The sequence below is a fragment of the Bifidobacterium olomucense genome, from assembly GCF_012932375.1.
GTDB lineage: Bacteria > Actinomycetota > Actinomycetes > Actinomycetales > Bifidobacteriaceae > Bifidobacterium > Bifidobacterium olomucense.
In genome coordinates this window covers 234,809-258,865 of sequence record NZ_JAAIIG010000002.1, presented here as the reverse complement: position 1 = coordinate 258,865, position 24,057 = coordinate 234,809, and the positions used below count along the sequence as shown (strand labels likewise).

Sequence of the window (24,057 nt, the reverse complement as noted above, 5' to 3'; positions counted from 1 at the left end):
CCCATCGACCGAATTGATCGGCTGGCGAGACGGAACGCTGGTAGGCTGGAAGAGTCGGTAACAACGGATGATCAAGGTGAGATACCGGCGATGAAGGGGCGAACAACCATGACGATCAAAGCGAACGAACTGCCGTTGGGGAAGGTGTTCACCCCCGATTTCCGGTTCATCATCCCGTCTTTCCAACGGGCGTATATCTGGAAGCCTGAGAATATCCTGCAGCTGGTGGGCGATCTCAAAGATGCCTCGGTGGCGCCCGGCGCGCCGTATTTCTTGGGTTCGCTGATTTTGGTGCGCGAGGAGGAAAGCCGTTTTCTGGTCATCGACGGCCAGCAGCGACTGGTCTCCCTGTCCATTATCATCGCCGTGCTGCGTGATCTGGAGCAGGATCCGGATCTGATGCGCCAACTCGATGCGTTGCTGGTCGAACCGGGCGACAAACTGCGTGGCATTGTCAACGAGCCTCGCCTCACCTTGCGTGAACGTGACGCTGCGTTTTTCCGCGAACATGTGCAGGAAGACAATCTTGAATCGGTGTTCGACATGAACGACGCCGATCTGGCTACGGCCGCCCAGCGCAACATTGTGCGCAACGTCAAGAAAACCTACGATGAGATCTCCAACTGGAGCACGCTGGAGCGCCAACGTTTCGCCCAATATTTGGTGAACGAGGTCACACTTGTCATCGTCACTACGGATGATTTGGATGGCGCGCATCGCATTTTCGATGTGATGAACATGCGAGGCCTGCCGTTGACGCCATCGGACGTGTTCAAGGCGCGCGCCACATCCGGTCTTGCTGCTGCGGAACTTGATGCTTATGCAGCCCGTTGGGACGATATCGTGGACCCGATCGGCGATGATCCGCAGACTATTGAAGAGTTCTTCTCATATCTGCATCTGATCCTTACCCATCTGCCGGCCACGGACAAGCTGATCGAGGATTTTCTGGCTGAAGTGCTGCAGCCGTATCTCAATTCCGGTACCGTCGGCTCATTCATCAATGACGTGCTGGCCCCGTATGCCATGGCGTGGCGCATCATCGACCATCCCGGCGAAACCATTCTGCCTCCCGAGGTGCGGCACCGGCTGGAAGCATTGAACGATTATCACATTCACGAGTGGAAGCCCGTGGCCATGTGGGCGCTGGTCCATTCGTATCGCGAACTCGGCGATCCGGATGTTTCGCCATTCGTGCAGCGTGGAGCTCGCGCCGCCCGCCGTACTTCGACGCTGGAAGCGCTCGGTGCACATGATGGACAACGTCTGCTGGATATTCTCAAGGCATTGGAACAGGTAACCGGCATTCGTACGCTGAACCGTACCGGGACGTTGGAACGTCGCGGCTTCGCGAATGCCGCCATACGTGATCTGGATAAAGGCCATCTGGTTGAACGCATCAACGGATTGCGCGTAGGCGACGCCGACCGCGAAGGCGCGTTGGTCAGACTCCATGGCGAGATGCAAGGCGATGACGATCTCATTCGCCTGCTGCTCATCCGAGCCAATGAGCAGCTTGCCGGAGCCCCGTTACCTCGGCCGCGCCGGTTCAGCGCGCTTCCGATCATGCCGTTGAACATCGAGCATGCCGCTTCGTTCGCAGATTGGACACAGGACAGCCATGATTTCTGGATGTACCGACTTGGCAATATGGCACTGGTCCAAGGTCCCGGCGACCAGCTGGACAAACTCGGCGAATACATGCCACGTCGCGACCGCATGCTGCTACGAGCCGACTCCCAACGTTTCCCACTCACTAAGGAATTAGAAGGGTCTAACGACTGCACGCCCACCATGCTGGAGCGCCGGCAGGAGGAAACCATCCGTCTCATCGTGGAATATTGGGGCATTCGTTACGATGCGAACAACAAGGATCTGATCGCACGGCCGCTTGAAGAGCTGAACCGGGGAGCGGTCAAATCTTCGCGCGGTTCCAGACGCGTATCCATTCGTCAAGTGATTCAAGCTGGTCTGTTGACTCCGGGCGAACGCCTGGTATGGGATCGTCCGCGCAAGGGCGAACGCTGGTATGCCACCGTTACCGAGAACGGTCGTCTGCGGTTGGATGATGGTTCCGAATATCCCACACCCACTGCCGCGGCTCGTGCCGCGGCCGGCGGGCGTCGCGGAGGTGGGCTGGACGTGTGGAAACGTGCCGCCAACGGTCAGAAACTGAGCGATATTTGGAAGCAGTTCCGCCTCCAAGTTCAGTGAGCAGGTCTAGTTGAGGCTCCGTGTGCAGGATCGGCGAGCAAAGCTCCGTGAACTGGCGATAGCCGAAGATCGAGCCGGCCGCGTTCAGACTGCAATCATGCCCTACAACCGTGCCGGCAAATCGGCCCGCTCCACCAGACGCGCCATTTGCACGCGCCCCATGTTGAGCCGGTCCGCCGCCGAAGACAGATGCGCTTTCGTGGTCCGTTCGGAAATGAACATACGAGAGGCGATCTCCGCATTCGTATATCCCTCGGCGGCCAGCATCACCGCTTCCCGTTCGCGTTCAGGCAATGAATCCAGTAAGGCACGGGCATCATCCCGGCGCATGCGCGAACGTGTCCGACTCAATTCATCAATGAGTTGGCGCTGGCTTGCGGTGTTGAATTGCGGCGTGCCTTCGGTAACACCGATGATGCGGCGGATAATCTCATCCGGCGCATCCGTCTTGGACACGAACCCCTCTGCTCCGGCCTCGATGGCTCGCTCCACCGTGCCGGACGGACTCAGTGACGTCAGAATCAGCACATGCGGAGCATGGGGGAGCGCTCTCAGTCGGCGTGTGGCCTCGATGCCATCGACACCCGGCATGGCGATATCCATCAACACTACGTCCGGTTGCTGTTCGGTTGCTTGGCGTACACATGCCTCACCGTCCGCAGAGGTAAAAGCCACGGCAAGTCGTCCCTGCGAATAGTCGGTGAGAATCAGGCTCATCGCCTGACAGATCATCGGGTCGTCGTCGATGACACCGACCCGAATCGGCTGTACGCGACCGCTTTCATCCGTTTCACTCTGTGCAAGGCCCGTGAAATGCTCTGCATGCATGGTGTTCCCGGCCGGATTCGTCCCTTTGCTCTGCTCGCTCACGCTAGCCATCTTAGCCGTGCCACGGCAGCTGAACATCCACGTGGAAAAGATGCCGCTCATCCATCCCGTACCGGCATTGGCCTCCCACCGACTGCACCCGGGCCGCGAGTCCCGGCAACCCTGCGCCATGCGTGGCGCTCGCTTGTGTCATCGGATTGCTGATATGCAGATGAACACCCGTTGCCGGTCCGGCTGCAATCTCCAATGAAACCGGTGCGCCGGGCGCATGACGGCGCGCATTGGTCAGTCCTTCCTGCAACGCACGATACGATACCTTGCCAATGGTGTCGTCCAAACCGCTGAGTTGTTGGATATCGATCCACGTGTTGAGTTGCGTGCCGGAATTGCGTACGTCGGCGATGAGCGCATCCAACGATTCTCGGGTGAGTGAGGTGTCGTCGTTTGGTGCCAACTGTTCCCACGCCTGCTGTGGATTACGGAGCATGTCGATAATCGCGTGTGCCTCATCCAACGCGCCTGCCGATTGTCTGCGAATGTCCTCTGCCTTGCTAGCCAAAGCACGAGCCTCGGGGGAATCGCCCAGCTTGTCCGCTTCGGCTTTCAAAGCGCTGGCGTTCAAGGCCATGAGCGAAAGCGAATGGGCGAGCGTGTCGTGCGCCTCGGCGGCGATGGCATCCGCCAGCTGCTGGTTGTTGAGATCGGTTTGCAATGTGGCCACATGATTGGTGGCTGCGTTCGCCACGGCGTTCGCTGTGCGTAGGCGGGCTCGTGAACGGATGTGCAGACCTGTCAGGATGGCGATGGTAGAAGCCAATAGCGCTGTAATGATAGCGGTGATGAGAATGGTGGGTTCCTGAACCAACATGACGATCGGCCGTCCGGAATCGCCTCCGGTATTCGGTTTGGCGAAGATAGTGTGCCACAAGGAGGCTTCGGGAGGTTGTCTGGCGTCACGTAGCTGAGACCATAGCGTTGCTGCAGTTCCTGCGATTGCGGCTCTCGTGCTGATCGCACGGCTGGATTTGCGTGCCAACAATGAGCTCATTGCCATAAGGACGATTAACGAATCAAAGGGGAGCAGAACAACGAGTGCGCATGAGATCCAAAACGTAAGTTCGGGATATTCGGAACGGGCCAGCAGAAGAAACCCGGAAGGCAATGAAATCAATGTGCATATGATGGCGAATACGTAGCCCGGAGAATCCTCGACATAATTCTGTGCGAAAAACGCGGTTTGCGTAAGACACATCAGACTTGCCAAAGGCACCATGACGACAGAACACCACATGCGCGTATGCACCAGCACATCGTCGGCTCTCATCTGCGTCTTGCCGAGCGGACCTGGATGATGGCTGGTCGGCGTCGGGTTGGCATACTGCGGTGTCCTCATGAATACCACTGTATGGCGTGATGAGTGGAAGCGCCACTGGACATAAAGGCATGATAACGAGTCCGAGATTGCCCGAAAGTGCATTAAGAAATGACCATTAGTCCACTGATGATCATTGTGCAAAACCGGTAGCGTCGGAATCGTCAACGTTCTTGCATCGCGGATTGTGCATGGTGCGCATATTGTCACGCGGATGCAGGGCATGAGGAAAGAAGAATCCATGACCGACCAGATCATCATGCCGGCTCCAACGGGGCAACCATCTCAACAAGCACATGCTCACCAACGTCAGCAGCCTGTCCACACCACGGTTTGCGGTATCGTAGGCGTGGTGTTCGGCGCTCTTGGAGTGGTGCTGAGTTTCATTCCCATCATCAACAATATCGCCGCCATATTTGGATTCGTGGGCGTTGTGCTTGCGATTGTCGCGATGGTAGGCACCTTCCGCGGCAAAAAGCGAGGCAAAGCGTTGTCGATAGTGGCAGCCGTGCTATCGGTTTTGGCGATTGTGATTACGCTGGCGATGCAATCCGCAGCCACCAAAGCCATTGACGATTCCCTGAAGGCGGCGAAGGGGGTCGATACTTCGCAGACCGATCAATCGCAGTCCAAGAATGACTCCTCACAGCAGTCGTCCGAGCAGAAGCAGGGAGCGCAGGACACGGAGGGCGATATCGAAGGTGCCCATGTGAAAATCGTATCGGCGGTCAAAAGCACCAATGACTATGAGGACAACCCCACGGTACTGGTCACCTACGAATGGACCAACACTACAACGAAGAACAATTCGTTTGCCGTGCTGGCGCATCCGCAGGTATTCCAGAACGGTACCGCTTTGGATACGGCGATCTATATGAATGCGCCTGAAGGATACGATGCGAATTCATATATCGCCGAGTCTCAACCCAACGCCAAGGCAACCGTCACGCTCGGGTATGTGTTGCAGGATGATTCGCCGGTTACGGTTGAAGTGTCCGCGTTAGCGTCGTTGGACAGTGACACCAAAGTGACTCATACGTTCAACTTGCGGTAGATGCAGGAACGAGTCATTGCCAAGACGAACAATGTGCCAGCGCATGCTTCGGCAGGTTGGAAGATTGACGTCTGCGGAAGACTTCTCTATTGCCCGTTATGCTCTCAGGCAACGAATTCATGGAACGTTCAGGTTTGTTCCCTTACTATGGTCAGGAACGAATACAAAGGAGCGACTATGACATTCGGTCAGCAGCCCCGCAATAACGGGCAATACAACCCGCAGTACAATACCCCTGACTACAACGCCGCGCAGCAGGCCGGCTATGGACAGCAGTACATGCAATCCGACTACGGCCAGTACGGCCAGAATTACCAGTACGCCCAGCAGCAGGGCTCCGCATACCAGTACGCGCCGGCTGGCAACAGTGCCGCGACTATGGATACCACCATGGCCTACAGCTACGAACAGGCTCGTCGTGTTTCCGTGAGCAAGGTATACGGTGAGATGACCCTGGGGCTCATCGTCACCGCGGTAGTGGCGGTACTTGGCCAGATGACGGGTGCCTACTACGCCTTCCTGATGACCACCGGCATGTTCGGTCTCATAGCGCTGTGCGTCGCGCAAATCGCGCTCGCCATTGCGCTCGGTGCTCGCGTCACCAAGATGAAGTCCTCCACCGCACGCGTGATGTTCTACGTGTACGCGGCGTTGATGGGCTTCACGTTGAGCTCCATCTTCATGGTCTATGACCTCGGTTCGATCGGTGTGGCACTGGGCGTGACCGCGGCGTTCTTCTTCGCTCTGACCATGTTCGGCATGACGACTAAGTTCAACATGCTCAAGGCCGGTCCGATTTTGATGATTGGCCTTATCGTGCTTATCGTCTCACAGCTGGTGCTGATGTTCCTGCCTGTGGATGGTATGACCCGTGTGGTGTGCGCCATCGGTCTGGTGCTGTTCGCTGGCATGACCATCTACGATGCACAGTCCACTCGCGCCTTGCTGAACGAATATGAGGCGCAAGGTCCGGAGATGGTCAAGAAGATCTCCATTCTGTGCGCATTGAATCTGTACCTCGATTTCGTAAACATGTTCCTGTACATCCTGCAGCTGCTTGGCAACAGGGACTAGCGTTGGTGAATCCACAGTTCGCAAGCGTGAGCGTTTGAACTCAATGTGGCGTATGTAAGTCGCCAGAAAAGCCCGACCACAATGTGGCCGGGCTTTTTCATGCCCGTCATACGGGCGGGTTAGGTTGGAACACCATGAGAAGACAAGAATTCATCGGTATGTTCTGCTTGTTACTGACTGCGCTGATCTGGGGGTTCGCGTTCGTGGCGCAGGTTCAGGGCATGGATTCGATGTCGCCGATGTTCTTCAACGCCACGCGATTCACCCTGGGTGCGATTTCATTGGTGCCGGTTCTGCTGTGGCAACGGGGAAACGGCAACGCGGTGGAACCAACCGATGTCGCCGTTTCAGGTTCCGTTACCCACGATACGGCTTCAAGCGGCACTGTGCCGGTATTCCGTGAACAGGTCGCCGTCTCGCTGTTCAAGGCATGGGTCGCCAACCCTATTATCATCTCCGTGATCTGTGGCATCGTGCTGTTCACTGCAAGTACGCTGCAGCAGTATGGCATTCTCTACGGCAAATCGGCCGGCCGAGCTGGATTCCTCACGGCTCTTTACATTGTGATGGTGCCGCTGCTGGCATTCGTATTCCTGCGCCGTCGTATCGGTGTACTGGTGGGGGTTGCGGTGGCCCTGTCCATTATCGGATTCTATCTGTTGTGTATCACGGACGGGTTTGGGTCGCTGGGGCTTGCGGATATCCTGCTGGTATTCACCGCTGTGCTATTCGCCGCGCATATCCTTATCATCGACGAACTGGGTGCCAAAGTGGATGCCATCAAGCTTTCGTTTGGTCAATTCTGCACCACCGCCGTATTGAGCTGGGCGGGATCTCTGATCGAAGGCTCGGTTGACTGGTCCGGTGCTGCGCATTCCTGGGTGCCGATTCTCTACGCCGGCATCGGTTCGGTAGGCATTGCCTACACGTTGCAGGTGGTGGGGCAGCAGTGGGTGCCGCCCACCCGCGCCAGTCTGCTCATGAGCCTTGAATCGTTCTTCTCCGCGGTCGGAGGCGCGGTTTTCCTTGGTGAGGTGATGAGCCCGCGCGGTTATGCTGGATGCGCATTGATCTTCATCGGTACCCTCCTCGCACAGGCTCCTGCCAAGCTTCCCCGGTTCCTGCGGAAGGAATAAAAAAGATTTCTGTGATGGAAACGTCGATCGCATCGCTCAGGCTCCCCTCGTAAGAGAAGAGCCTGAGTCGAAGATGGCAAAATGACTGGGAGACGCTAATCAGGCGGCCGGTACGATCAGTCCGTGGTTTTCGGCGCCTCACCCACCTGTGGTGCGCCGTTGATATCGCGGTGGATGTTCTGCATCTGCACCTCGATGTTCTGCAGACTGCGTGAACAGTCCAACAACGTCTGCGAGTGCTCGTTCAAACGGGCATCCGGCAAATCGGTTTTGTAACGCAACGCATGTTCCAGCGATGCCCAGTAATCCATGGCGATGGTGCGGAACTGCACTTCGACCGGCGTGTAATGTGCTCCTGAAGAAAGGAATACCGGCACCGCGTAGATCACATGCAACGAACGGTAGCCATTCTGTTTCGGATTCTTGATGTAATCCTTCACTCGCAACACTTGGATATCTGATTGCGAAGACAGATAGTTTGAGACGGAATACACGTCGTCGCGGTAATTGCAGATCACGCGGATGCCGGCCACGTCGAACAGATTGTCTTTGATGGAGTTGACGCTCACAGGCAGTCCCTTGCGTTCAAGCTTGCCGATGATGGAATTCACCGACTTCAGTCGACGTTCCATATGGTGAATCGGATCATGGCTGAAGCGTACTTGGAACTCATCATCGAGAATCTCCAGTTTGGTGCTGATCTCATACATCGCGCCTTCATATACCTGCATCTGATCGATGAACTCGGTGATTTCATCGGCGCTGAATCGGCCTTCCGGCAAGTCCAGCATCTTCAAACGGGCGTTGAGATCTGCGGTGTTGAGTCGATTATGTCGGTCAAGTATCACGATTTCCATCATAAACCTGCTGCTTCATCAACACTGGGTAACGGCTGGGAGCGGTGTAATCTGCGTCACATCCATCAATAAATCAGGGTGCTGGGTCTGGCGCGTATACCGCCGGTGCATATACGTTGAGCAACCATGGGGAACAACATCAAAACACAGGCTGCACCATTATCGTCATCAGGCAATCGACGCATACGGCTCAATGCGTTCGATGCCAACTGCATAGGGCACCAGCTGCCCGGTTTGTGGCGTCATCCACGAGATCATTCGCGTGAGTACAAGGATCTTGCTCACTGGACCGAATTGGCGCGTCTACTGGAACGGGGGCTCTTCGATTCGATCTTCATCGCCGATGCGTTGGGCCCGTACGACGTATACGAGGGCAACGCTGACGCCGCATTGCGTGCGGCCGCGAAAATCCCGATCAATGATCCGATGATGCTGGTCAGCGCCATGGCGGCGGTAACCGAGCACTTGGGCTTCGGCATAACCGCCGGCACCGCCTATGAGCATCCGTACCCGTTCGCCCGCCGCATGTCCACGCTCGACCATCTCACCAATGGGCGTATCGGTTGGAATGTGGTGACCGGCTATCTGCGGTCCGCCGCGAACAATATGGGTCATACTGACCAAATGTCGCACGATGAGCGCTACGATCACGCCGATGAGTACATGGAGGTCCTCTACAAGCTGTGGGAGGGTTCCTGGCAGGATGACGCCGTGGTGATGGACGCGGAACATGACACGTTCGCCGACCCGGCAAAAGTGCATCCCATCAATCATCATGGCAAGTATTTCGATGTGCCGGGCATCCATTTGTGCGAGCCCAGCCCGCAGCGTACCCCGGTGATTTTCCAAGCGGGAGCTTCGCCGAGGGGTATCCGTTTCGCTGCACAGCATGCCGAAGCCATGTTTGTCGCCGCGCCGACGAGAGCGCAGTTGGCACGTACTGTGGCCGACATGCGCGATGCGTTGGAGGCTTCGGGTCGTGGGCGCTATGACGCGCGTATCTACGCATTGATGACGGTGGTGGCCGATGAGACCGACGAATTGGCCCAAGCCAAGTATCGTGACTACTTCCGCTACGCGTCCGAAACCGGTAATTTGGTGCTCAACTCCGGATGGTCGGGAGTGGATCTGTCCAAGGATGATCTTGACCAGCCACTCGATCCGGTGGCGACGAACGCGATCCAGACCACAGTCTCCAGCCTCTCCGGTGCAGCTGGCCCGGATGGTGAACGTTGGACGTTGCGCGACAGCGCACGTATCAATGCAACCGGTGGTCCTGTGGTGGTCGGATCGGGCGAAACCGTCGCCGATGCCATGCAGCAGACCGTTGCCGAGACCGATGTGGACGGTTTCAATCTGGCCTATGTGGTCGAGCCCGGCACCTGGGAGGACATCATCGATTACGTGGTGCCGGTATTGCAGCGTCGTGGCGTGTATCCGACGGCATATGAGGGGAGCACGCTGCGTGATCGTCTGTTCGGCCGTGGCGATCGTCTGCCGGAAAACCACATCGGATCCCATTATCGCCATCTCGCATAGGTTTGCTGGGCGCGATGTTTTGTTCGTCCGGCTGTCTGTGACGGCCGGACGATAGAATCGGTCGTTATGAATGAAGACATGATGACCGAGGCGGAGCGTGCCTCGATTGCAGCCGGTGGAACTGATAGTCTGCTCGGGGAGCGGGGCAAAGGCGTATTCCATATCCATACGCTCGGCTGCCAGATGAACGTGCATGATTCCGAACGTATCGCCGGCGTACTCAAAGCCGACGGCTATGTGCCTGCCACCCAGGAGCAGATCGATTCCCATGATTTCGATGTGATTGTGCTGAACACGTGTGCGGTACGTGAGAATGCGGCCGAACGCATGTACGGAACCATCGGTCTGTTCAACCGCATCAAACTGCAGAGGCCGAATCTGCAGATTGCCGTGGGTGGCTGCATGGCCCAGCTCGACCGTGAGGAGATCGCCAAGAAGAAGCCATGGGTGGCCGCCGTATTCGGCACCAAAAACATCGAGGATCTGCCGAAGCTGCTCGACCAGAATCGAGCCACCGATAAGCCTCAGGTGAGGGTCAGCGATCAGCTTCAGGAGTTCCCAAGCCAGCTGCCGGCTGCACGCGCCTCCCGCGTGAGCTCGTGGGTGGCGATTTCCGTGGGATGCAACAACACCTGCACGTTCTGCATTGTGCCGACTACGCGCGGCAAGGAAAAAGACCGTAGACCGGGCGATGTGCTTGCCGAGATCCGCCAATGCGTAGCTGACGGGGCCAAGGAGGTCACGTTGCTCGGTCAGAACGTGAATTCGTATGGTTATGGCATCGGCGATCGTTATGCGTTCAGCAAGTTGCTGCGCGCATGCGGCGAAATCGAGGGTTTGGAACGTGTACGATTCACGTCTCCGCATCCGGCCGCGTTCACCGACGATGTGATCGCCGCGATGGCTGAAACGCCGAACATCATGCATCAGCTGCATTTCCCACTGCAATCCGGTTCCGACCGTATTCTGCGCGCGATGCGCCGTTCTTACCGTTCGGCCAAGTTCCTCGACATTCTTGGACGAATCCGTGAAGCCATGCCGGACGCGCAGATTTCCACCGATATCATCGTCGGTTTCCCGGGGGAGACAGAAGAGGACTTCCAAGCCACGTTGGATGTGGTGCGTAAGGCGCGATTCTCCACTGCGTTCATGTTCATCTACTCGCCGCGCCCGGGTACGCCGGCCGCTCAGATGGAGCAGATTCCGCGTGACGTGGTGCAGGAGCGTTTCGATCGTCTGGTGGCCCTGCAGGAGGAGATTACGCAGGAGAATCTTGAAGGGTTCGTGGGTCGTGACGTCGAAGTGATGATCACCGGCAAGCTCGGCAAGAAAGATTCCGATACGCACCGCGTCTCCGGCCGTGAAAAGACCGGCGTACTGGTGCATATCGGCGTGCCTGAAGGCCAGCCGGTGCCGGAGATCGGTGATTTCGTCACGGTGACCGTAACCCATGCCGGTCGCCATAATCTGCTTGCCGACCCGGATATCGCGGCAGGCCAGACCTATTCGGTCCGCCACTGAGCAGTCAACGGGAGAAAAGAAACGAAGTTATGACAACGCCACGAGTCGTATCCGTCGTAGGTCCGACCGCATCCGGCAAGACCGGGTTGGGCATCGCCATCGCCAAACGATTGGCTGAGCAAGGTGAGCGAGCCGAGATCGTAAACGCCGACGCCTATCAGATGTACCGCGGCATGGATATTGGTACCGCCAAGCCCACTGCCGAAGAGCAGGCGGCCGTGCCTCACCATCTCATCGACATCATCGATCCGGAAGAGTCGATGAGCGTGGCCCGATTCCAACAGCTTGCGCGAGAAACCATCGCCGACTTGAAGTCGCGCGGTATTCGCCCGATTCTGGTAGGTGGATCCGGATTGTATGCGCGCGCTGCCATCGACGACATCACCTTCCCCGGTACCGATCCGCAGATCCGTAACAAATATGAGGAGCGGGAGAAAACCGAGGGCGCCGGTGCGTTGTTCGATGAGTTGAAGGCCAAGGATCCCGAGGCCGCTGCTCGAATGGATCCCCATAATCCCCGTCGCACCATCCGTGCGCTGGAGGTCATCGAACTGACCGGGCGACCGTACTCGGCAAGTCTGCCGCGCTACCGATACGTGATTCCCTCGGTGCAGATCGGCTTGGATCTAAGCCGCGAGGACTTGGACCGGCGTATTGATCTGCGCACCAAACAGATGATGACCAACGGTTTCGTTGAAGAGGTCGAACGCCTGCGGCCTCGCCTCGGTGCCACAGCCGTCCGTGCGCTTGGCTATCAGCAGATCATCGACCTGCTGGACGGCATTTGGGATGAGTATGACGCGTTCGGCGACATCGCGCAGAAAACCAAGCGTCTCGCCCGCAAACAGATGGGCTGGTTCGGCCGTGATCCGCGTATCCATTGGCTGCAGGCCCTCAATCCCAAGCTCGTGGACAATGCGATGGCGATTATCGCCCATGCGGACGCCGGCGACTACGACCCCATCGATGCCCATGCCGATGAATATGTACAACATCATCTGGGGGATATCGCCTGCGAATAGCGGTGCATGAACGAATCGATGAACCGAAACGAATCGATCGCGAATCGATCAGTGGGCGGGACCTTGATCCCAACCGGCGATGAGAAACACTCGTGTGGGATTCGCTGGACGCAGCATCGATGCGAACATGCGCTCAAACGCGGAGATATCCCCACGATACGCCGTATGTTTGGCCGTACGATATGCGGTTCTGGTTACTTCACCCCAATCAAGGTCCCATCCGGCGTCATGTGCGAGCCGAGAGCCGAATATGCGCAGCACCATGGCATTGCCGCCTCGGAACGGGTGCAGGTAGCCTAACTCGTCATAAATCGACGCGAACGCATGCACGAACACGTCCCTGTCCATGGCATGCAGGTTGCGTTTCTCCGCCAATTCCATCGCGATGTTGTGCGCTCCGGTCTCGATCAGTGCAGCGGGGAAGAAGACCTCGGGATTGGATGCCAATGCCCGGTCACCGGTCACTTCCCGTGTGGTATTCGCCGTACGCAATTTGCCGGCGTCGTCAAAGACGCCTTCGAAAAGCCCACGGTGAATGGCAATCAGCTCATCCAAATCACCGGACGGATTCCACCGACGTTCCGCCAACAGTACGGTTCTGGCAAATACGGCGTCGGCGCGGTCCGTGGCATGATCATCCAGACTGCCGTCGGCAAGTCGATCGCCGGCGGCAGAGCCGGCAGCGGTATGCAAACGTATGGCGGTTTGCTCGTCGGCTACATCGATAAGATGCGTCACGTCTTCATGACCGCGTTCGTAGGCAGCCGCGGCGCGCATCGTTGCCTCGCCCGGCGTCATAGCTTCCAATGCGCAGTTCCTGAGTGCAAATGCGACTGCGCTCGCACGCTCTGCGGGTGTCATGCAACCCATGATAAAGCATGATTGCACGCGTGTGAGGTATCAACGCATGAAGTTCATCGCCATGCGGGGCGGCGGAAGCGGCCCGCTAAGACCGCGTCACCGAGTAGAATCAAACCCGTTATGGCACGAACAGCATCCTCCAATAGTACGAAATCCCGAAAAACCAAAGGGTCGATGGACGCCACGCATGATGGCGAGACCCGGGTCCAACCGGAAGTGGATCTTGAACCCGAGCCGATGGGCAAGAAGATTCTGCTGGCGATTCCGCGCGCGTTCGGTGCCGGCGTACGTGCCGTCACCGGCGTCGGCGAATATGATCCGGCCTATCGGCGTGACGGACTGTGCTTCCTCCTGCTGATATTGGCCGTGTTGTTCTGTGCGTCCGAATGGTTCCGCGTCAACGGGGTGTTCGGCCAGTTCCTGCACGCCATCGCGGCCGGTGTGCTTGGCGTGATGAGCGTGGTGCTTCCGGTGTTGCTGGCAGGCATCGCGTTTCGACTTATGCGCAATAGCGGCAAGAAATCGAATAATCCTCGTGTCGTGGCCGGTTGGGTGCTGCTCATGTGGTCGATTTGTTCGATTATCGATGTGGCCGTTGCCGCCGATCATGTCAAGTTCGATATCCGTATCCTGCAATCCGCCGGAGGGCTGGTCGGTTTCGCGCTCGGCTCTCCGTTGGCTTGGGGACTTTCAAACGTATTCGCCATCATTGTGTTCGTGGTGGTCGGATTGTTCTCCGTACTGATGATCACGGGCACGCACGTCACCGATCTGCCGGATCGTGCCCGTTGGCTGCTGGCCAAATTGCGTGGCGACGAGTACCGCAAGGAAGGCCAGGGGAGCGGCGAAGGCGATCAATTCCCCAATGAGGTGCGTCTGGGGGACGCCACGTTGGCTTTCGCCGACGGTGTGCCGTCTCATGACGGCAGTGAATCCGAAACCGACGTGGACGCATCCCCAGGTTCGGGCAAGCCGGGATTGTTTGCGCGTCTGTTCGGACGCAAGCATGGCAAGGAGGATGATCGCAGACTGGACAGGTATGCAGCCGATGATCCGTTTGACCGTGCGGCAAGCCAGCATGGTGCCGCTGCCGAGACGCCGTTGGTTGATCCCGGAACCGGCGAGATCATGGGGAACATTGGCCGTACTATAGCGTCTTCCTCTTATGAGGGGCATGCGCATGGCGCTGCTGGTGAGGCTTTGCGCGCGGGTGGTGCGCTTGCCTCTGGCGTTGCCGATGCCTCGTCCGCCGTGGCAGAGCCCCGCATGGTAGCCGGCGGCGGTACCGTGGTTATGCCGGCCGGCGGTGACGGAACGGTGATGATGCCAGCCGGTGCCGCTGGAACCACTGTTGAGCCGGGAGACGATCCCTGGGCTCCAAGTGCCCTGCAAGCCGCTGGTGCCGGCACCGGCACTGTGGCTTTGTCGGGGGCGGGCATGGGCGTCGGTGCCGCCGCTACGTCTGCCGGAGCATCTGCGGGTGCGACCGGTGCTTATGCCGGGGCTGACGCAGATGGCAGCGGCGCTGGGAACGCGGATGTCAGCAGCCCTGCTGACGGTGATGGGCCGAGTGCCGATGATGAGGCCAACAAGCCGTATCAGCTGCCTGATCTGAACCTGCTCGCCAAGGGTCAGCCGCATGCGATGCGCACGCCGGCCAATGATCGCGTTATTCGCGCCCTGACCAGTACGTTCCAGCAGTTCAACGTGGATGCGAAAGTGGTCGGCTTCCTGCGTGGTCCGTCCGTTACTCAATATGAGGTGGAGCTCGGCCCCGGCGTCAAGGTGGAGAAAGTCACCAACTTGCAAAAGAACATCGCCTATGCGGTGGCCAGTTCGGATGTGCGCATCCTTTCCCCGATTCCAGGCAAGTCGGCCATCGGCATCGAGATTCCGAACGAGGACCGTGAGATCGTGCATCTTGGCGATGTGCTGCGCTCCGACAAGGCGGTCGGTGACCCGAACCCGATGCTTACCGGTATCGGCAAGGATGTGGAAGGCCACTTTGTGACTGCCGATCTGACCAAGATGCCGCATCTGTTGGTGGCCGGTGCCACAGGTTCCGGTAAGTCCAGCTTCATCAATTCGATGCTGACTTCGCTGATCATGCGCGCCACTCCTGATCAAGTGCGTCTGATCATGGTGGATCCCAAGCGTGTGGAGCTTTCGGCGTATGCGGGCATCCCGCACCTTCTGACTCCTATTATCACCGACCCGAAGAAGGCCGCACAGGCTTTGGAATGGGTGGTCAAGGAGATGGATGCCCGGTATTCCGATCTGGAATTCTTCGGATTCCGCCATGTCAAGGACTTCAACGAGGCCGTGCGTGCCGGCAAGGTACATGCGCCGCTTGGCTCCAAACGCAAGGTGGCTCCATACCCGTACATCCTTGTGGTGGTGGACGAGATGGCTGATCTGATGATGGTGGCCAAGAATGATGTGGAGAGCTCCATCCAGCGCATCACGCAGCTCGCCCGAGCTGCCGGCGTGCATCTCGTGCTCGCCACCCAGCGTCCGTCTGTGGACGTGGTAACAGGTTTGATCAAGGCGAATATTCCCTCCCGCCTTGCTTTCGCCACGTCTTCGGCCACTGATTCCCGAGTCATTCTCGATACGACCGGTGCCGAGACGTTGATCGGCCAGGGTGACGCCCTGTTCCTGCCGATGGGTTCCGCCAAACCAATTCGTGTGCAAGGCTCGTGGGTTTCCGAATCCGAGATTCGCAAGGCCGTGGAGTTCGTGCGCACCCAACGCAAGCCGAAGTATCGTGAGGACATCGAACAGATGGCCAAGGAAGCCGAGAAAAAGGATTCCATGGAGCCGGACGAGGAGATCGGTGACGATATGGATGTGCTGCTGCAGGCTGCCGAGCTGGTGGTCACTTCGCAGTTCGGCTCCACATCCATGCTGCAAAGGAAGCTGCGCGTCGGCTTTGCCAAGGCCGGTCGCTTGATGGATCTGTTGGAGTCTCGTGGCGTAGTCGGTCCGTCCGAAGGTTCCAAGGCGCGCGAAGTGCTCGTCCAGCCGCAGGATCTCCCGCAAGTCTTGGCGTTCATCCGCGGTGAAACCAGCTCGCTCACGCCCTCCGCCCCCGAACAAGGTGAACTTGGGGGAGCATGACAGTCGATTGCTGGTACCAAGTCAACGCATCATGTGGATTGCCGTCTAAGGTAGAAGTGTAAGGGTAGTGTGAGCGATATGAGTAGTGAATCAACGGATAAACAGGCCGAGGTCCAAGCCGAAGCCAAGGCGTCGATTTTCGATGGTTGGAATGCGCCGCCGAATCTGGTCACGTATTCGCGTATCGTGCTGGTGGTCATTTTTCTGGTGCTGGACATCATGGCCGGCGCATGGGGCGCAGATAATCTGACGCTGCGTTGGGTCGCGGCGGTGCTGTTCATCATCGCCGCCTCCACCGATAAGATCGATGGATGGATGGCCCGTACATACAATCAGGTCACTGAAATGGGCAAGCTGATGGATCCGATCGCGGATAAGCTGCTCACCGGTGGTGCGCTGGTGGTAGCCGCAGCTTTCAACGAGTTCGGCAATCCTATCTGGGGCTGGATAGTCGTGGTCCTGTTCCTGGTTCGTGAGATCGGCATCACCGTCATGCGCTTCTTCGTGATGGAGCGTCCTGGCGGCAAGGTTATCGCCGCCGCATGGCCGGGTAAGCTGAAGACCGTGTTCCAATGTGTGGGCCTGTCCATGCTGCTGCTGCCATTCTGGTCGTTTGCCGCAGGACAGACCACGCCGATGTGGATCACCGTGTACTATGTGCTGACCTACGCCATCATCTATGTGGCGCTGGTGCTGTGCCTGTATTCCGGTGGAGTGTACCTGTACAACACGTTCGCGGCGCCGAAGCGGGCGGAGCGGTAATGCTTCCGAATCCGAGCAGATGAGATATGGGGTGGGATGCGGCATGAGCTGCATCCCATTTTTGTAATTAGGATGACTGGATCCTATAGGTGAAAGTGATGTTGTCATGGGTGATGCGACTTGTGTTGAGATACAGCAGGCTTGTGATGTCGCCGCTGCGAGAATTCTGCACATCTGCGAAGCACGTGGAATAAAGATCGCCTGCGCCGAATCATTGACCGGCGGTTTGCTTGCGGATGCCTTTGTGCGCATACCCGGTGCGTCACATGTATTTCTGGGGTCGGCGGTTACGTACGATATCAAAGCCAAAGCGTCCGTACTTGACGTCGATCGTGACTTGCTGGAACGAGAGGGCGCCGTGCATCCGCAAGTGGCTTGTCAGATGGCGCAGGCTACTGCTGCCCTGTACGATCAGGCGGAATATAATGGTCGGATTATCGGATTGTCCACTACGGGAGTGGCGGGACCTGGTCCGGATGGTGACAAGCCGGCCGGCTTGGTGTATATCGGATTGCGTCTGCCGGCTGGGTACAAGTCAGGCCGAGGGGAATCAGTCGAAGCGGTGGAGCTGCGTCTGACTGGCACTCGCGAAGCGGTTCGTATGCAGACGGTATGCAAGGTGCTGCAGCGCCTTGAACAGCTGTTGCAATAGCGCATCAGCAAAACTTGAGTCTATTGTCAGCAAGTTTTCAGGAATAAAACCGGGGCATGCCGGTGTTGAACTCAATAGAACAACTACGGACTGACTGTGTAGAGGGGGCCTAAGGCTATGGAAACGATGACCCGTGTGAATGAGCGGACGAAGAAGCTTGATGCGTCGGCACCGGTAAGGCCGGGCATGGCCAGGATGAACGAACTGACCCCGGCCCAGCGCCGTGCGGTGATGTTCGCGCAGCAGCAGGTGCTGAAGGCTCAGGCTGCCAGGAAGGCCAAGGATGAACGCATCGCTGCGCGCGATCGCATGCGGCGCGAGGAAGATTCCGCCGAACGCGTGGTCGCCGTTGCTTCCGCCGAGCAACCGAAGACGTTGCAGAACGAGCCGCATGATGTGTCATTGCGCGAGGCCATCGGCCATGTGTTGCGTGACCTGCGCACTCGCGACCGTCGCACGTTGCGTGAGGTTTCCGAGAAGGCCGGCGTGTCCCTTGGATATCTTTCCGAAGTGGAACGCGGGCAGAAGGAGGCCAGCTCTGAGTTGCTGGCTTCCATCGCGCAGGCGTTGGGCGTCTCTGCAGCGCAGATGTTGCGTATGGTCGCCGATTATCTTGACGAGGTTCAGCAGTAACGGTTGCGGTCGCTGTCGTGGCTGATGAATGTTCGGTGGTATATGGCGTCGGGTGAGACGCGCTCGTCTTGTCGCCGCTATGCGTGCGTGCTGTAATTCGCCGAATGCGATTATGCCTGGTTTGCGACTGCTTCGGGTGGGGCTATGGCGTTCGGCTATGGCCCCGCTTTTTTGTGTTGCATTGTGCGCGACGTGTTGTGAGACCGTCTACGCGCGGGTTGTGCAGCGCCATGAGGCTGTGCCGGCGCCAAACCTTTGTTCGTCGGGTGGTGGCACACTGGCTCGTATGCGTGAACGAGAATTCTGGGAACTGCTTGAAGAGGTGTTCGGTCGTACCTACGGTCGTTCTCTTGCGCAGGATCAGAGCCTTCCGGCGCTTGCGAATATGACGGTGGTGGAAGCGCTGGATGCGGGTGAAGAGCCCCGCGTGGTCTGGAATGTGCTGTGCGACCAGATGGATATTCCCGATGCCCAGCGATGGGGGCGTGACCATAACGCTCCGCCATTGCCGGCCGCCTGAGGATGATGCCAAGACACGCCAGCTCAATGAGTTTCGAACATATGTTCGTGTCTGTGGTTATAGTTATGCACAGCAACAGGCTGATATGACGATATGCGTATCGGTCCGCGGATTGCCGTAAAGCCTTGCGCGAGTAAGGCGGAGATGTTGTGGCTGTCAAAGTCCGGCAAGCTGGAACCACAATAGTCGGTTTCGCTTGCCTTGTGAGGGCATCGACCCATACGGTAGAAAGCGAATCGTATACGTACGTCTTCGATAAGGAGAAGATCATGGCAACCGAAACCAAGTCGGCTAAGAATCCGGCGAACGGTACCGCGCACGAGCTGGATCCCAAGCGCAAGGCTGCGTTGGATACCGCGCTGGCACAGGTCGAAAAAAACTTCGGCAAAGGCTCGGCCATGCGTCTGGGAGATAGGCCGGAACAGAATGTGGAGGTGATCTCCACCGGCTCGTTGGCACTGGACATGGCTTTGGGAATCGGAGGCTTGCCCAAGGGACGCATCGTGGAGGTGTACGGTCCTGAATCCTCCGGTAAGACCACACTTGCTTTGCATGTGGTCGCCAATGCACAGCGCAACGGTGGCGTGGCCGCATACATCGATGCTGAGCATGCGCTTGACCCGGCCTATGCGCGCAAGCTTGGTGTAGACACTGATTCGCTGATCGTCTCCCAGCCGGATAATGGTGAGCAGGCTTTGGAAATCGCCGATATGCTGATTCGCTCCGGGGCTCTTGACGTTATCGTCATCGATTCGGTGGCCGCCTTGGTGCCAAAAGCCGAAATCGAAGGCGATATGGGCGACAGCCATGTCGGTTTGCAGGCCCGCTTGATGAGCCAGGCGTTGCGTAAAATGACCGGAGCATTGGCTCAGGCTGGCACTACCGCTATTTTCATCAACCAGTTGCGTGAGAAAATCGGTGTGTTCTTCGGCAATCCTGAAACCACCACAGGCGGTAAGGCGTTGAAGTTCTACGCCTCGGTGCGTCTCGACATCCGCCGCATCCAAACTATTAAGAACGGTGAGGAGGCTGTGGGCAACCGCACTCGCGTCAAGGTGGTCAAGAACAAGATGGCTCCGCCATTCAAGTCCGCCGAATTCGACATGCTCTATGGCGAAGGCATTTCCCGTGAGGGTTCCGTCATCGACATGGCCCAGCAGGTCGGTGTGGTCAAGAAGTCCGGATCCTGGTTCACCTATGATGGCGATCAGCTTGGCCAGGGACGTGAGAAGGTCCGCCAGTTCCTGAAGGACAATCCCGCCATCACTGAGGAGATCGAAAACAAAGTCAAGGCTGAATTTGGTCTGATTGCTCCTTCTGATCAGTTCGCGGAAGACGAGGAGGCCGCAGCGGCAGCAGCCGTAAGCGAGGCCGCAGCGGCCGATGCGGCTAAGGACGGTAAGGTTGCCGCGGCCAAGCAGCAGACCAAGACGGTCAAAGCGGCCTCAGCCAAAGATGCGGCTGGCCGGTCCTGACGATGATTGATGCCGAGGCATTTCTGCGGGGCAGGTCCATGGTGATTGCTCCGCAGCATAGTGATGACGCTGCTTCGACTACATCGTCTGCGTCGTTAATGCGCGATGGCGGTATCGGTCATGCGAACTCTGCAGCACAGCGGTCTGCGGGAGCCGGCGAGAAACCAGATAGTGTGCGGCGGCCGAATGTTGGCACTGCTCTGTGTGGACCGGACGATATTGCCGATGATAAGGAAGCCTGCCGGGAATCGGCGTTGCGGCTATTGGATGCGGCACCTCGTTCGTCCAGCGCGTTGCGCGATCGTTTACTCGGCAAAGGATACGCGGAGGATACGGTCGCTCAGGTCGTCGAACGGTTGATTGCAGTGCGGCTGTTGGACGACGAGGAATACGCCGAATCGGTAGTGCGGATTTGCGCAGGTCGTATGATGGGGCGTCGCGGGACGCTGATGGAGCTCTCACGCAAAGGCGTGGATCGTGTGTTGGCTCAACAGGTGACTGACGAGGCCGATCAGCAGGGCGTATTCGAGGATGCGGCTTGGGAACTCGGTCGTCGCGTAGCCCGTAAAACGCAAGGGCTCGATCGTCAGGTGCGTCAACGCCGTTTCTGGTCGGCCGGCGGGAGGAAAGGGCACAATCCGGAAACGCTCCGTCGCGTCGCGTCGGAATTGCTTCGCTGAGTCGTTCTCCACGGCGTATGTATAATTGTCGGCTTGAGACCTCTTGATGGCCGCGGCCGTGATCTTCATTGGGATCGGCTGAGGAACTTCCGGGCTCCGCAGAGCACGATGGCGGATAACGTCCGCCCAGGGTGACCTGAGAGATAGCGCAGCAGAGAACAGACCGCCCGCGCGAGCGGGTAAGGGTGAAACGGCGGTGTAAGAGACCACCGGGCCTCTGGTAACAGTGGGCCGCATGGCAAGCCTCATCGGGAGCAAGGCCAAGCAGATGGCGGTAAGGGCTGCTCGCCCGTGCCATCGGGTAGGCTGCTAGAGCCTGACGGCGACGTCAGGTCGAGATGGATGGCCATCCGTCTTACGGCGTTCGCGCCGAAGGCGACAGAACCCGGGGTATAAGAGGTCTCACTTCATCTTTTTGTTTTCCATGGAGTAACTGTCCTTTGGCGGTGGCTAGTCGACGATGCCGCCGGCGATGCGCTTGATTTCGGCAAGATGAGCGTCGAACGCCTTGCGGCCGACCGGCGTCATCGCATACCATCGCACCATGTGTCGGCTATCGTCCGCCTCTCGTTTGGACACGGACACGTATCCGCAATCGACTAGTGTCTTCAGATGCTTGGAACAGGCGGCGTCGTTCATGCCCAGCGTGTCCCTGACGGCGGCGAACTGCAACTCATCCACCGCGGAGAGGATGCCGCAGATACGCAACCGCATCGGCTCGTGAATCACCGGATCGAAGTGTGGCTCGACCGCCGTATGCTTTGACCTCCTTGGTGGCATGGCTATATCTTCGCCAACGCCTGGGACGCAAGACGGTCATAGCCGGTCTCGCTCGCCACGAAGAAGACGGACCACAGCGCGGTCGCCACCATGGCCCACCATGCGGTGCGGAACGGGTCCCCGCCGCTCCAGTTCAGATACGTGAGCGAGCCCGCATAGGCGACGAGCATGACGACCATCGTGGCGTGCAACACATGCATGCGGGTGTTCATCGGCCGCACGCCGAACGTGAGGAACCAGGGCCACAGCAATGGGACGCCGGCGCTGCGTCGGTCGTCCGCCCCCTGCATGCCGGCCAGCCAGCGCATCATCTGATAGGCCACGACGATGCATACCAGATCGATCGCCAGACACAGCCACACGCACCATTGGCTGTATTGGCCGTACCTTAGCGTTTCGTCAATCAAGGGCTTGAAATAGTCGTCGATTTCCCCGACAGGGATGTTCCGGTACGACGCCTGGCTGATCGCCGCATCATATGCATCCCGAAGTTCCGCAAGGCGGTCGCCGGTCCAGGAATCGAACGCGCTGCTGATCTGGAGGCCCAGCACGTCGAAGGCCACGAGCAGCGCGATTGTCGGATACAGCCATCGGGGCGGAGACAGGCGCGCGGCCAGCGCCGTGCGGTCGCGCTCGATGCTGTTCAGGATCAGTCGTGCGTCGTCGGCCGTCGTCGGGGGAGTCTCGCCGGGGAGTGGTCCGGGCGTGTCGTTCCCGTACGATGCGTGGGCGATGTCATGCGTGGCATTGCGGGTGGAGCGCTTCATCGCGGTTTCCTTTCTAAAGGCTTTTGTGCCGCGTCATCATTGACGTTGGGTCGGTCAGGAGTGGTTTGTTTTCCTTACAGGAAAGTATAAGGCTTTCCTCCAAGGAAAACAAACCGACCCATCAGGCTACGTCGTGGCATGTTTCGGAACCGTGTCGGGAAAGAATAAGTTTTCTCTTGGCGAGTTGCCGAGGATTTACCCATTGTTCGTCTACAATGAAACTTACCCGCACGGTAATGATGCTGTACGGGACGCATATAGCGGGTAAAACCGCTTGAGTCATATAGGAGGTCAACATGGAAATCGTCGTTACCGGACGCCACACGCAGGTCAAGCAGAGGTTCCGTGATGTCGTCGAGACCAAGATGAATCGTGTGACCGCTATCGCCCCGGATGCGCAGCGTGCGCAGATCGTGCTGACCCACGAGGGCAACCCGCGTCAGGCCGATACCGCCAAGCGCGTGGAAATCACTGTTATCGCCGGCCGCACCGTGGTGCGTGCCGAGGCCTCCAGCACGGACGAGTTCAGCGCGCTGGATATGGCTCTGGACAAGCTGACCCTGCGTCTGCGCCGTACTCGCGATCGCCGCAAGGATCATCGCCGCGGCTATACGAACCCGGTGCCGGTGGATCTGGGCGTGGTCGCTCCGGAACCCGAGGTCGAAGAGGCCGAGGAGGAGCCGAACAACAGCCCGGAGGCCGCAGTGGCTTCCGATCTTGGCCCCGGCGAGTCCGTGGAGGTTCAGGTTGGGGACACTCCGATTGTCATTCGTCGCAAGCTGCACATCGCCGAGCCGATGAGCATCGACGAGGCGCTGTACGAGATGGAACTGATCGGACATGACTTCTTCCTGTTCGTCAACAAGGAGACCGGTCGTCCCTCCGTCGTCTATCACCGTCATGGTTGGAGCTACGGCGTATTCGAGATCGATACCCCGGAGAATGTCAAGAAGGACTGAATCTTCGGATAGCTCGTTGCCGACTGTAGTCGGTTGATGTTGGCCGCTTCCTGCGCGATCGGGAGGCGGCCTTTTTGTGTTGTCGGCGATTGTTTTGCGTAGCGCAAAAGGTGATGTGCATCGTCTTTGATGCGGTGGAATGCGCGTATGGCACCAATTTTTCGTAATATGGTCGAAAAAATCAGAGAAGTATGTATGCGTGCGGTATCGTGGTGGATGGAACCACCGCAA

The 24,057-nt window shown here is 58.2% G+C and carries 21 protein-coding genes and 1 other RNA gene; 16 read left to right on the top strand and 6 right to left on the bottom strand.

Features of this window, described 5'->3' with window-relative positions; all coding sequences use genetic code 11:
- Positions 1 to 108 precede the first annotated feature (108 nt).
- Positions 109 to 2,214: a GmrSD restriction endonuclease domain-containing protein gene (locus G1C97_RS03065; protein WP_169240480.1), complete on the top strand. Its 2,106-nt coding sequence runs from the start codon at positions 109 to 111 to the stop codon at positions 2,212 to 2,214.
- A gap of 102 nt (positions 2,215 to 2,316) precedes the next feature.
- Here G1C97_RS03065 and G1C97_RS03060 read toward each other — a convergent pair whose 3' ends face one another.
- Together G1C97_RS03060 and G1C97_RS03055 are read right to left on the bottom strand one after the other, a co-directional pair.
- Complete coding sequence (locus G1C97_RS03060) at positions 2,317 to 3,042, bottom strand: response regulator (RefSeq protein ID WP_169240595.1); 726 nt, start codon at positions 3,040 to 3,042, stop codon at positions 2,317 to 2,319.
- 52 nt (positions 3,043 to 3,094) lie between these two features.
- Positions 3,095 to 4,315 (bottom strand): sensor histidine kinase, encoded by a 1,221-nt coding sequence (locus G1C97_RS03055; RefSeq protein WP_169240594.1) that lies wholly within the window; start codon positions 4,313 to 4,315, stop codon positions 3,095 to 3,097.
- A 340-nt stretch (positions 4,316 to 4,655) separates the two neighbouring features.
- Between G1C97_RS03055 and G1C97_RS03050 the strand changes: the two genes are divergently transcribed.
- From G1C97_RS03050 to G1C97_RS03040, 3 genes are all read left to right on the top strand, one after another.
- Positions 4,656 to 5,468 (top strand): DUF5067 domain-containing protein, encoded by an 813-nt coding sequence (locus tag G1C97_RS03050; protein WP_169240479.1) that lies wholly within the window; start codon positions 4,656 to 4,658, stop codon positions 5,466 to 5,468.
- A 177-nt stretch (positions 5,469 to 5,645) separates the two neighbouring features.
- Positions 5,646 to 6,542 carry a Bax inhibitor-1/YccA family protein gene (locus G1C97_RS03045; RefSeq protein ID WP_169240478.1) on the top strand — a complete coding sequence of 299 codons (897 nt, stop codon included), beginning with the start codon at positions 5,646 to 5,648 and terminating at the stop codon, positions 6,540 to 6,542.
- 158 nt (positions 6,543 to 6,700) lie between these two features.
- Positions 6,701 to 7,678, top strand: a complete 978-nt coding sequence (locus G1C97_RS03040) for a DMT family transporter (RefSeq protein WP_169240593.1) — start codon at positions 6,701 to 6,703, stop codon at positions 7,676 to 7,678.
- A gap of 116 nt (positions 7,679 to 7,794) precedes the next feature.
- Here G1C97_RS03040 and G1C97_RS03035 read toward each other — a convergent pair whose 3' ends face one another.
- Positions 7,795 to 8,535, bottom strand: coding sequence for a GTP pyrophosphokinase (locus G1C97_RS03035; RefSeq protein ID WP_169240592.1), 741 nt, complete (start codon positions 8,533 to 8,535; stop codon positions 7,795 to 7,797).
- A gap of 126 nt (positions 8,536 to 8,661) precedes the next feature.
- Between G1C97_RS03035 and G1C97_RS03030 the strand changes: the two genes are divergently transcribed.
- The 3 genes from G1C97_RS03030 to miaA all read left to right on the top strand — a co-directional run bounded on the left by G1C97_RS03030 (position 8,662) and on the right by miaA (position 12,617).
- On the top strand, positions 8,662 to 10,074 hold the full coding sequence (locus tag G1C97_RS03030) for an LLM class flavin-dependent oxidoreductase (RefSeq protein ID WP_169240477.1): 1,413 nt from the start codon (positions 8,662 to 8,664) through the stop codon (positions 10,072 to 10,074).
- Between the two features lie 66 nt (positions 10,075 to 10,140).
- Positions 10,141 to 11,595: a tRNA (N6-isopentenyl adenosine(37)-C2)-methylthiotransferase MiaB gene (miaB, locus tag G1C97_RS03025; RefSeq protein WP_169240476.1), complete on the top strand. Its 1,455-nt coding sequence runs from the start codon at positions 10,141 to 10,143 to the stop codon at positions 11,593 to 11,595.
- A 29-nt stretch (positions 11,596 to 11,624) separates the two neighbouring features.
- Positions 11,625 to 12,617: a tRNA (adenosine(37)-N6)-dimethylallyltransferase MiaA gene (gene miaA, locus G1C97_RS03020; RefSeq protein WP_169240475.1), complete on the top strand. Its 993-nt coding sequence runs from the start codon at positions 11,625 to 11,627 to the stop codon at positions 12,615 to 12,617.
- Positions 12,618 to 12,665: 48 nt separating this feature from the next.
- Here the strand turns inward: miaA and G1C97_RS03015 are convergent, their stop codons facing one another.
- Positions 12,666 to 13,415 carry a Fic/DOC family protein gene (locus G1C97_RS03015; RefSeq protein ID WP_240950992.1) on the bottom strand — a complete coding sequence of 250 codons (750 nt, stop codon included), beginning with the start codon at positions 13,413 to 13,415 and terminating at the stop codon, positions 12,666 to 12,668.
- Positions 13,416 to 13,598: 183 nt separating this feature from the next.
- Here G1C97_RS03015 and G1C97_RS03010 point away from each other — a divergent pair, with 183 nt between their 5' ends.
- The 8 genes from G1C97_RS03010 (at position 13,599) to rnpB (ending at position 21,729) form a co-directional block, all read left to right on the top strand.
- Positions 13,599 to 16,598, top strand: coding sequence for a DNA translocase FtsK (locus G1C97_RS03010; RefSeq protein WP_169240473.1), 3,000 nt, complete (start codon positions 13,599 to 13,601; stop codon positions 16,596 to 16,598).
- A 78-nt stretch (positions 16,599 to 16,676) separates the two neighbouring features.
- The gene (pgsA, locus tag G1C97_RS03005; RefSeq protein WP_169240472.1) at positions 16,677 to 17,360 is read left to right on the top strand and encodes a CDP-diacylglycerol--glycerol-3-phosphate 3-phosphatidyltransferase; all 684 of its coding nucleotides are present in this window, start codon (positions 16,677 to 16,679) and stop codon (positions 17,358 to 17,360) included.
- Between the two features lie 106 nt (positions 17,361 to 17,466).
- Positions 17,467 to 18,012 (top strand): CinA family protein, encoded by a 546-nt coding sequence (locus G1C97_RS03000; protein WP_169240471.1) that lies wholly within the window; start codon positions 17,467 to 17,469, stop codon positions 18,010 to 18,012.
- 117 nt (positions 18,013 to 18,129) lie between these two features.
- Positions 18,130 to 18,645 (top strand): helix-turn-helix domain-containing protein, encoded by a 516-nt coding sequence (locus tag G1C97_RS02995; protein ID WP_169240470.1) that lies wholly within the window; start codon positions 18,130 to 18,132, stop codon positions 18,643 to 18,645.
- Positions 18,646 to 18,931: 286 nt separating this feature from the next.
- Positions 18,932 to 19,165, top strand: coding sequence for a DUF3046 domain-containing protein (locus G1C97_RS02990; RefSeq protein ID WP_169240469.1), 234 nt, complete (start codon positions 18,932 to 18,934; stop codon positions 19,163 to 19,165).
- Positions 19,166 to 19,434: 269 nt separating this feature from the next.
- The gene (gene recA / locus G1C97_RS02985) at positions 19,435 to 20,640 is read left to right on the top strand and encodes a recombinase RecA (protein WP_169240468.1); all 1,206 of its coding nucleotides are present in this window, start codon (positions 19,435 to 19,437) and stop codon (positions 20,638 to 20,640) included.
- A gap of 2 nt (positions 20,641 to 20,642) precedes the next feature.
- Positions 20,643 to 21,320, top strand: coding sequence for a regulatory protein RecX (locus tag G1C97_RS02980; protein ID WP_169240467.1), 678 nt, complete (start codon positions 20,643 to 20,645; stop codon positions 21,318 to 21,320).
- Between the two features lie 34 nt (positions 21,321 to 21,354).
- Positions 21,355 to 21,729, top strand: an RNA gene (gene rnpB, locus G1C97_RS02975) — RNase P RNA component class A.
- A 41-nt stretch (positions 21,730 to 21,770) separates the two neighbouring features.
- Here rnpB and G1C97_RS02970 read toward each other — a convergent pair.
- Both G1C97_RS02970 and G1C97_RS02965 read right to left on the bottom strand, forming a co-directional pair.
- Complete coding sequence (locus G1C97_RS02970; RefSeq protein WP_205832498.1) at positions 21,771 to 22,100, bottom strand: transcriptional regulator; 330 nt, start codon at positions 22,098 to 22,100, stop codon at positions 21,771 to 21,773.
- A gap of 2 nt (positions 22,101 to 22,102) precedes the next feature.
- Positions 22,103 to 22,867 carry a hypothetical protein gene (locus G1C97_RS02965; RefSeq protein ID WP_169240466.1) on the bottom strand — a complete coding sequence of 255 codons (765 nt, stop codon included), beginning with the start codon at positions 22,865 to 22,867 and terminating at the stop codon, positions 22,103 to 22,105.
- A gap of 296 nt (positions 22,868 to 23,163) precedes the next feature.
- Between G1C97_RS02965 and hpf the strand changes: the two genes are divergently transcribed.
- Positions 23,164 to 23,826, top strand: a complete 663-nt coding sequence (hpf, locus tag G1C97_RS02960; protein ID WP_169240465.1) for a ribosome hibernation-promoting factor, HPF/YfiA family — start codon at positions 23,164 to 23,166, stop codon at positions 23,824 to 23,826.
- The last annotated feature ends 231 nt before the right edge of the window (positions 23,827 to 24,057 follow it).

Coding starts and splice junctions, on each gene's coding strand:
- G1C97_RS02980 (WP_169240467.1), top strand. CDS start 20,643: ATGATTGATGCCGAGGCATTTCTGCGGGGCAGGTCCATGGTGATTGCT.
- G1C97_RS03040 (WP_169240593.1), top strand. CDS start 6,701: ATGTTCTGCTTGTTACTGACTGCGCTGATCTGGGGGTTCGCGTTCGTG.
- recA (WP_169240468.1), top strand. CDS start 19,435: ATGGCAACCGAAACCAAGTCGGCTAAGAATCCGGCGAACGGTACCGCG.
- miaA (WP_169240475.1), top strand. CDS start 11,625: ATGACAACGCCACGAGTCGTATCCGTCGTAGGTCCGACCGCATCCGGC.
- G1C97_RS02990 (WP_169240469.1), top strand. CDS start 18,932: ATGCGTGAACGAGAATTCTGGGAACTGCTTGAAGAGGTGTTCGGTCGT.
- G1C97_RS03030 (WP_169240477.1), top strand. CDS start 8,662: ATGGGGAACAACATCAAAACACAGGCTGCACCATTATCGTCATCAGGC.
- G1C97_RS03055 (WP_169240594.1), bottom strand. CDS start 4,315: ATGGTGCCTTTGGCAAGTCTGATGTGTCTTACGCAAACCGCGTTTTTC.
- G1C97_RS03010 (WP_169240473.1), top strand. CDS start 13,599: ATGGCACGAACAGCATCCTCCAATAGTACGAAATCCCGAAAAACCAAA.
- G1C97_RS03065 (WP_169240480.1), top strand. CDS start 109: ATGACGATCAAAGCGAACGAACTGCCGTTGGGGAAGGTGTTCACCCCC.
- G1C97_RS03015 (WP_240950992.1), bottom strand. CDS start 13,415: ATGACGCCGGGCGAGGCAACGATGCGCGCCGCGGCTGCCTACGAACGC.
- hpf (WP_169240465.1), top strand. CDS start 23,164: ATGGAAATCGTCGTTACCGGACGCCACACGCAGGTCAAGCAGAGGTTC.
- G1C97_RS02965 (WP_169240466.1), bottom strand. CDS start 22,867: ATGAAGCGCTCCACCCGCAATGCCACGCATGACATCGCCCACGCATCG.
- G1C97_RS03000 (WP_169240471.1), top strand. CDS start 17,467: ATGGGTGATGCGACTTGTGTTGAGATACAGCAGGCTTGTGATGTCGCC.
- G1C97_RS02995 (WP_169240470.1), top strand. CDS start 18,130: ATGGAAACGATGACCCGTGTGAATGAGCGGACGAAGAAGCTTGATGCG.
- G1C97_RS02970 (WP_205832498.1), bottom strand. CDS start 22,100: ATGCCACCAAGGAGGTCAAAGCATACGGCGGTCGAGCCACACTTCGAT.
- miaB (WP_169240476.1), top strand. CDS start 10,141: ATGAATGAAGACATGATGACCGAGGCGGAGCGTGCCTCGATTGCAGCC.
- G1C97_RS03045 (WP_169240478.1), top strand. CDS start 5,646: ATGACATTCGGTCAGCAGCCCCGCAATAACGGGCAATACAACCCGCAG.
- pgsA (WP_169240472.1), top strand. CDS start 16,677: ATGAGTAGTGAATCAACGGATAAACAGGCCGAGGTCCAAGCCGAAGCC.
- G1C97_RS03035 (WP_169240592.1), bottom strand. CDS start 8,535: ATGGAAATCGTGATACTTGACCGACATAATCGACTCAACACCGCAGAT.
- G1C97_RS03050 (WP_169240479.1), top strand. CDS start 4,656: ATGACCGACCAGATCATCATGCCGGCTCCAACGGGGCAACCATCTCAA.
- G1C97_RS03060 (WP_169240595.1), bottom strand. CDS start 3,042: ATGCATGCAGAGCATTTCACGGGCCTTGCACAGAGTGAAACGGATGAA.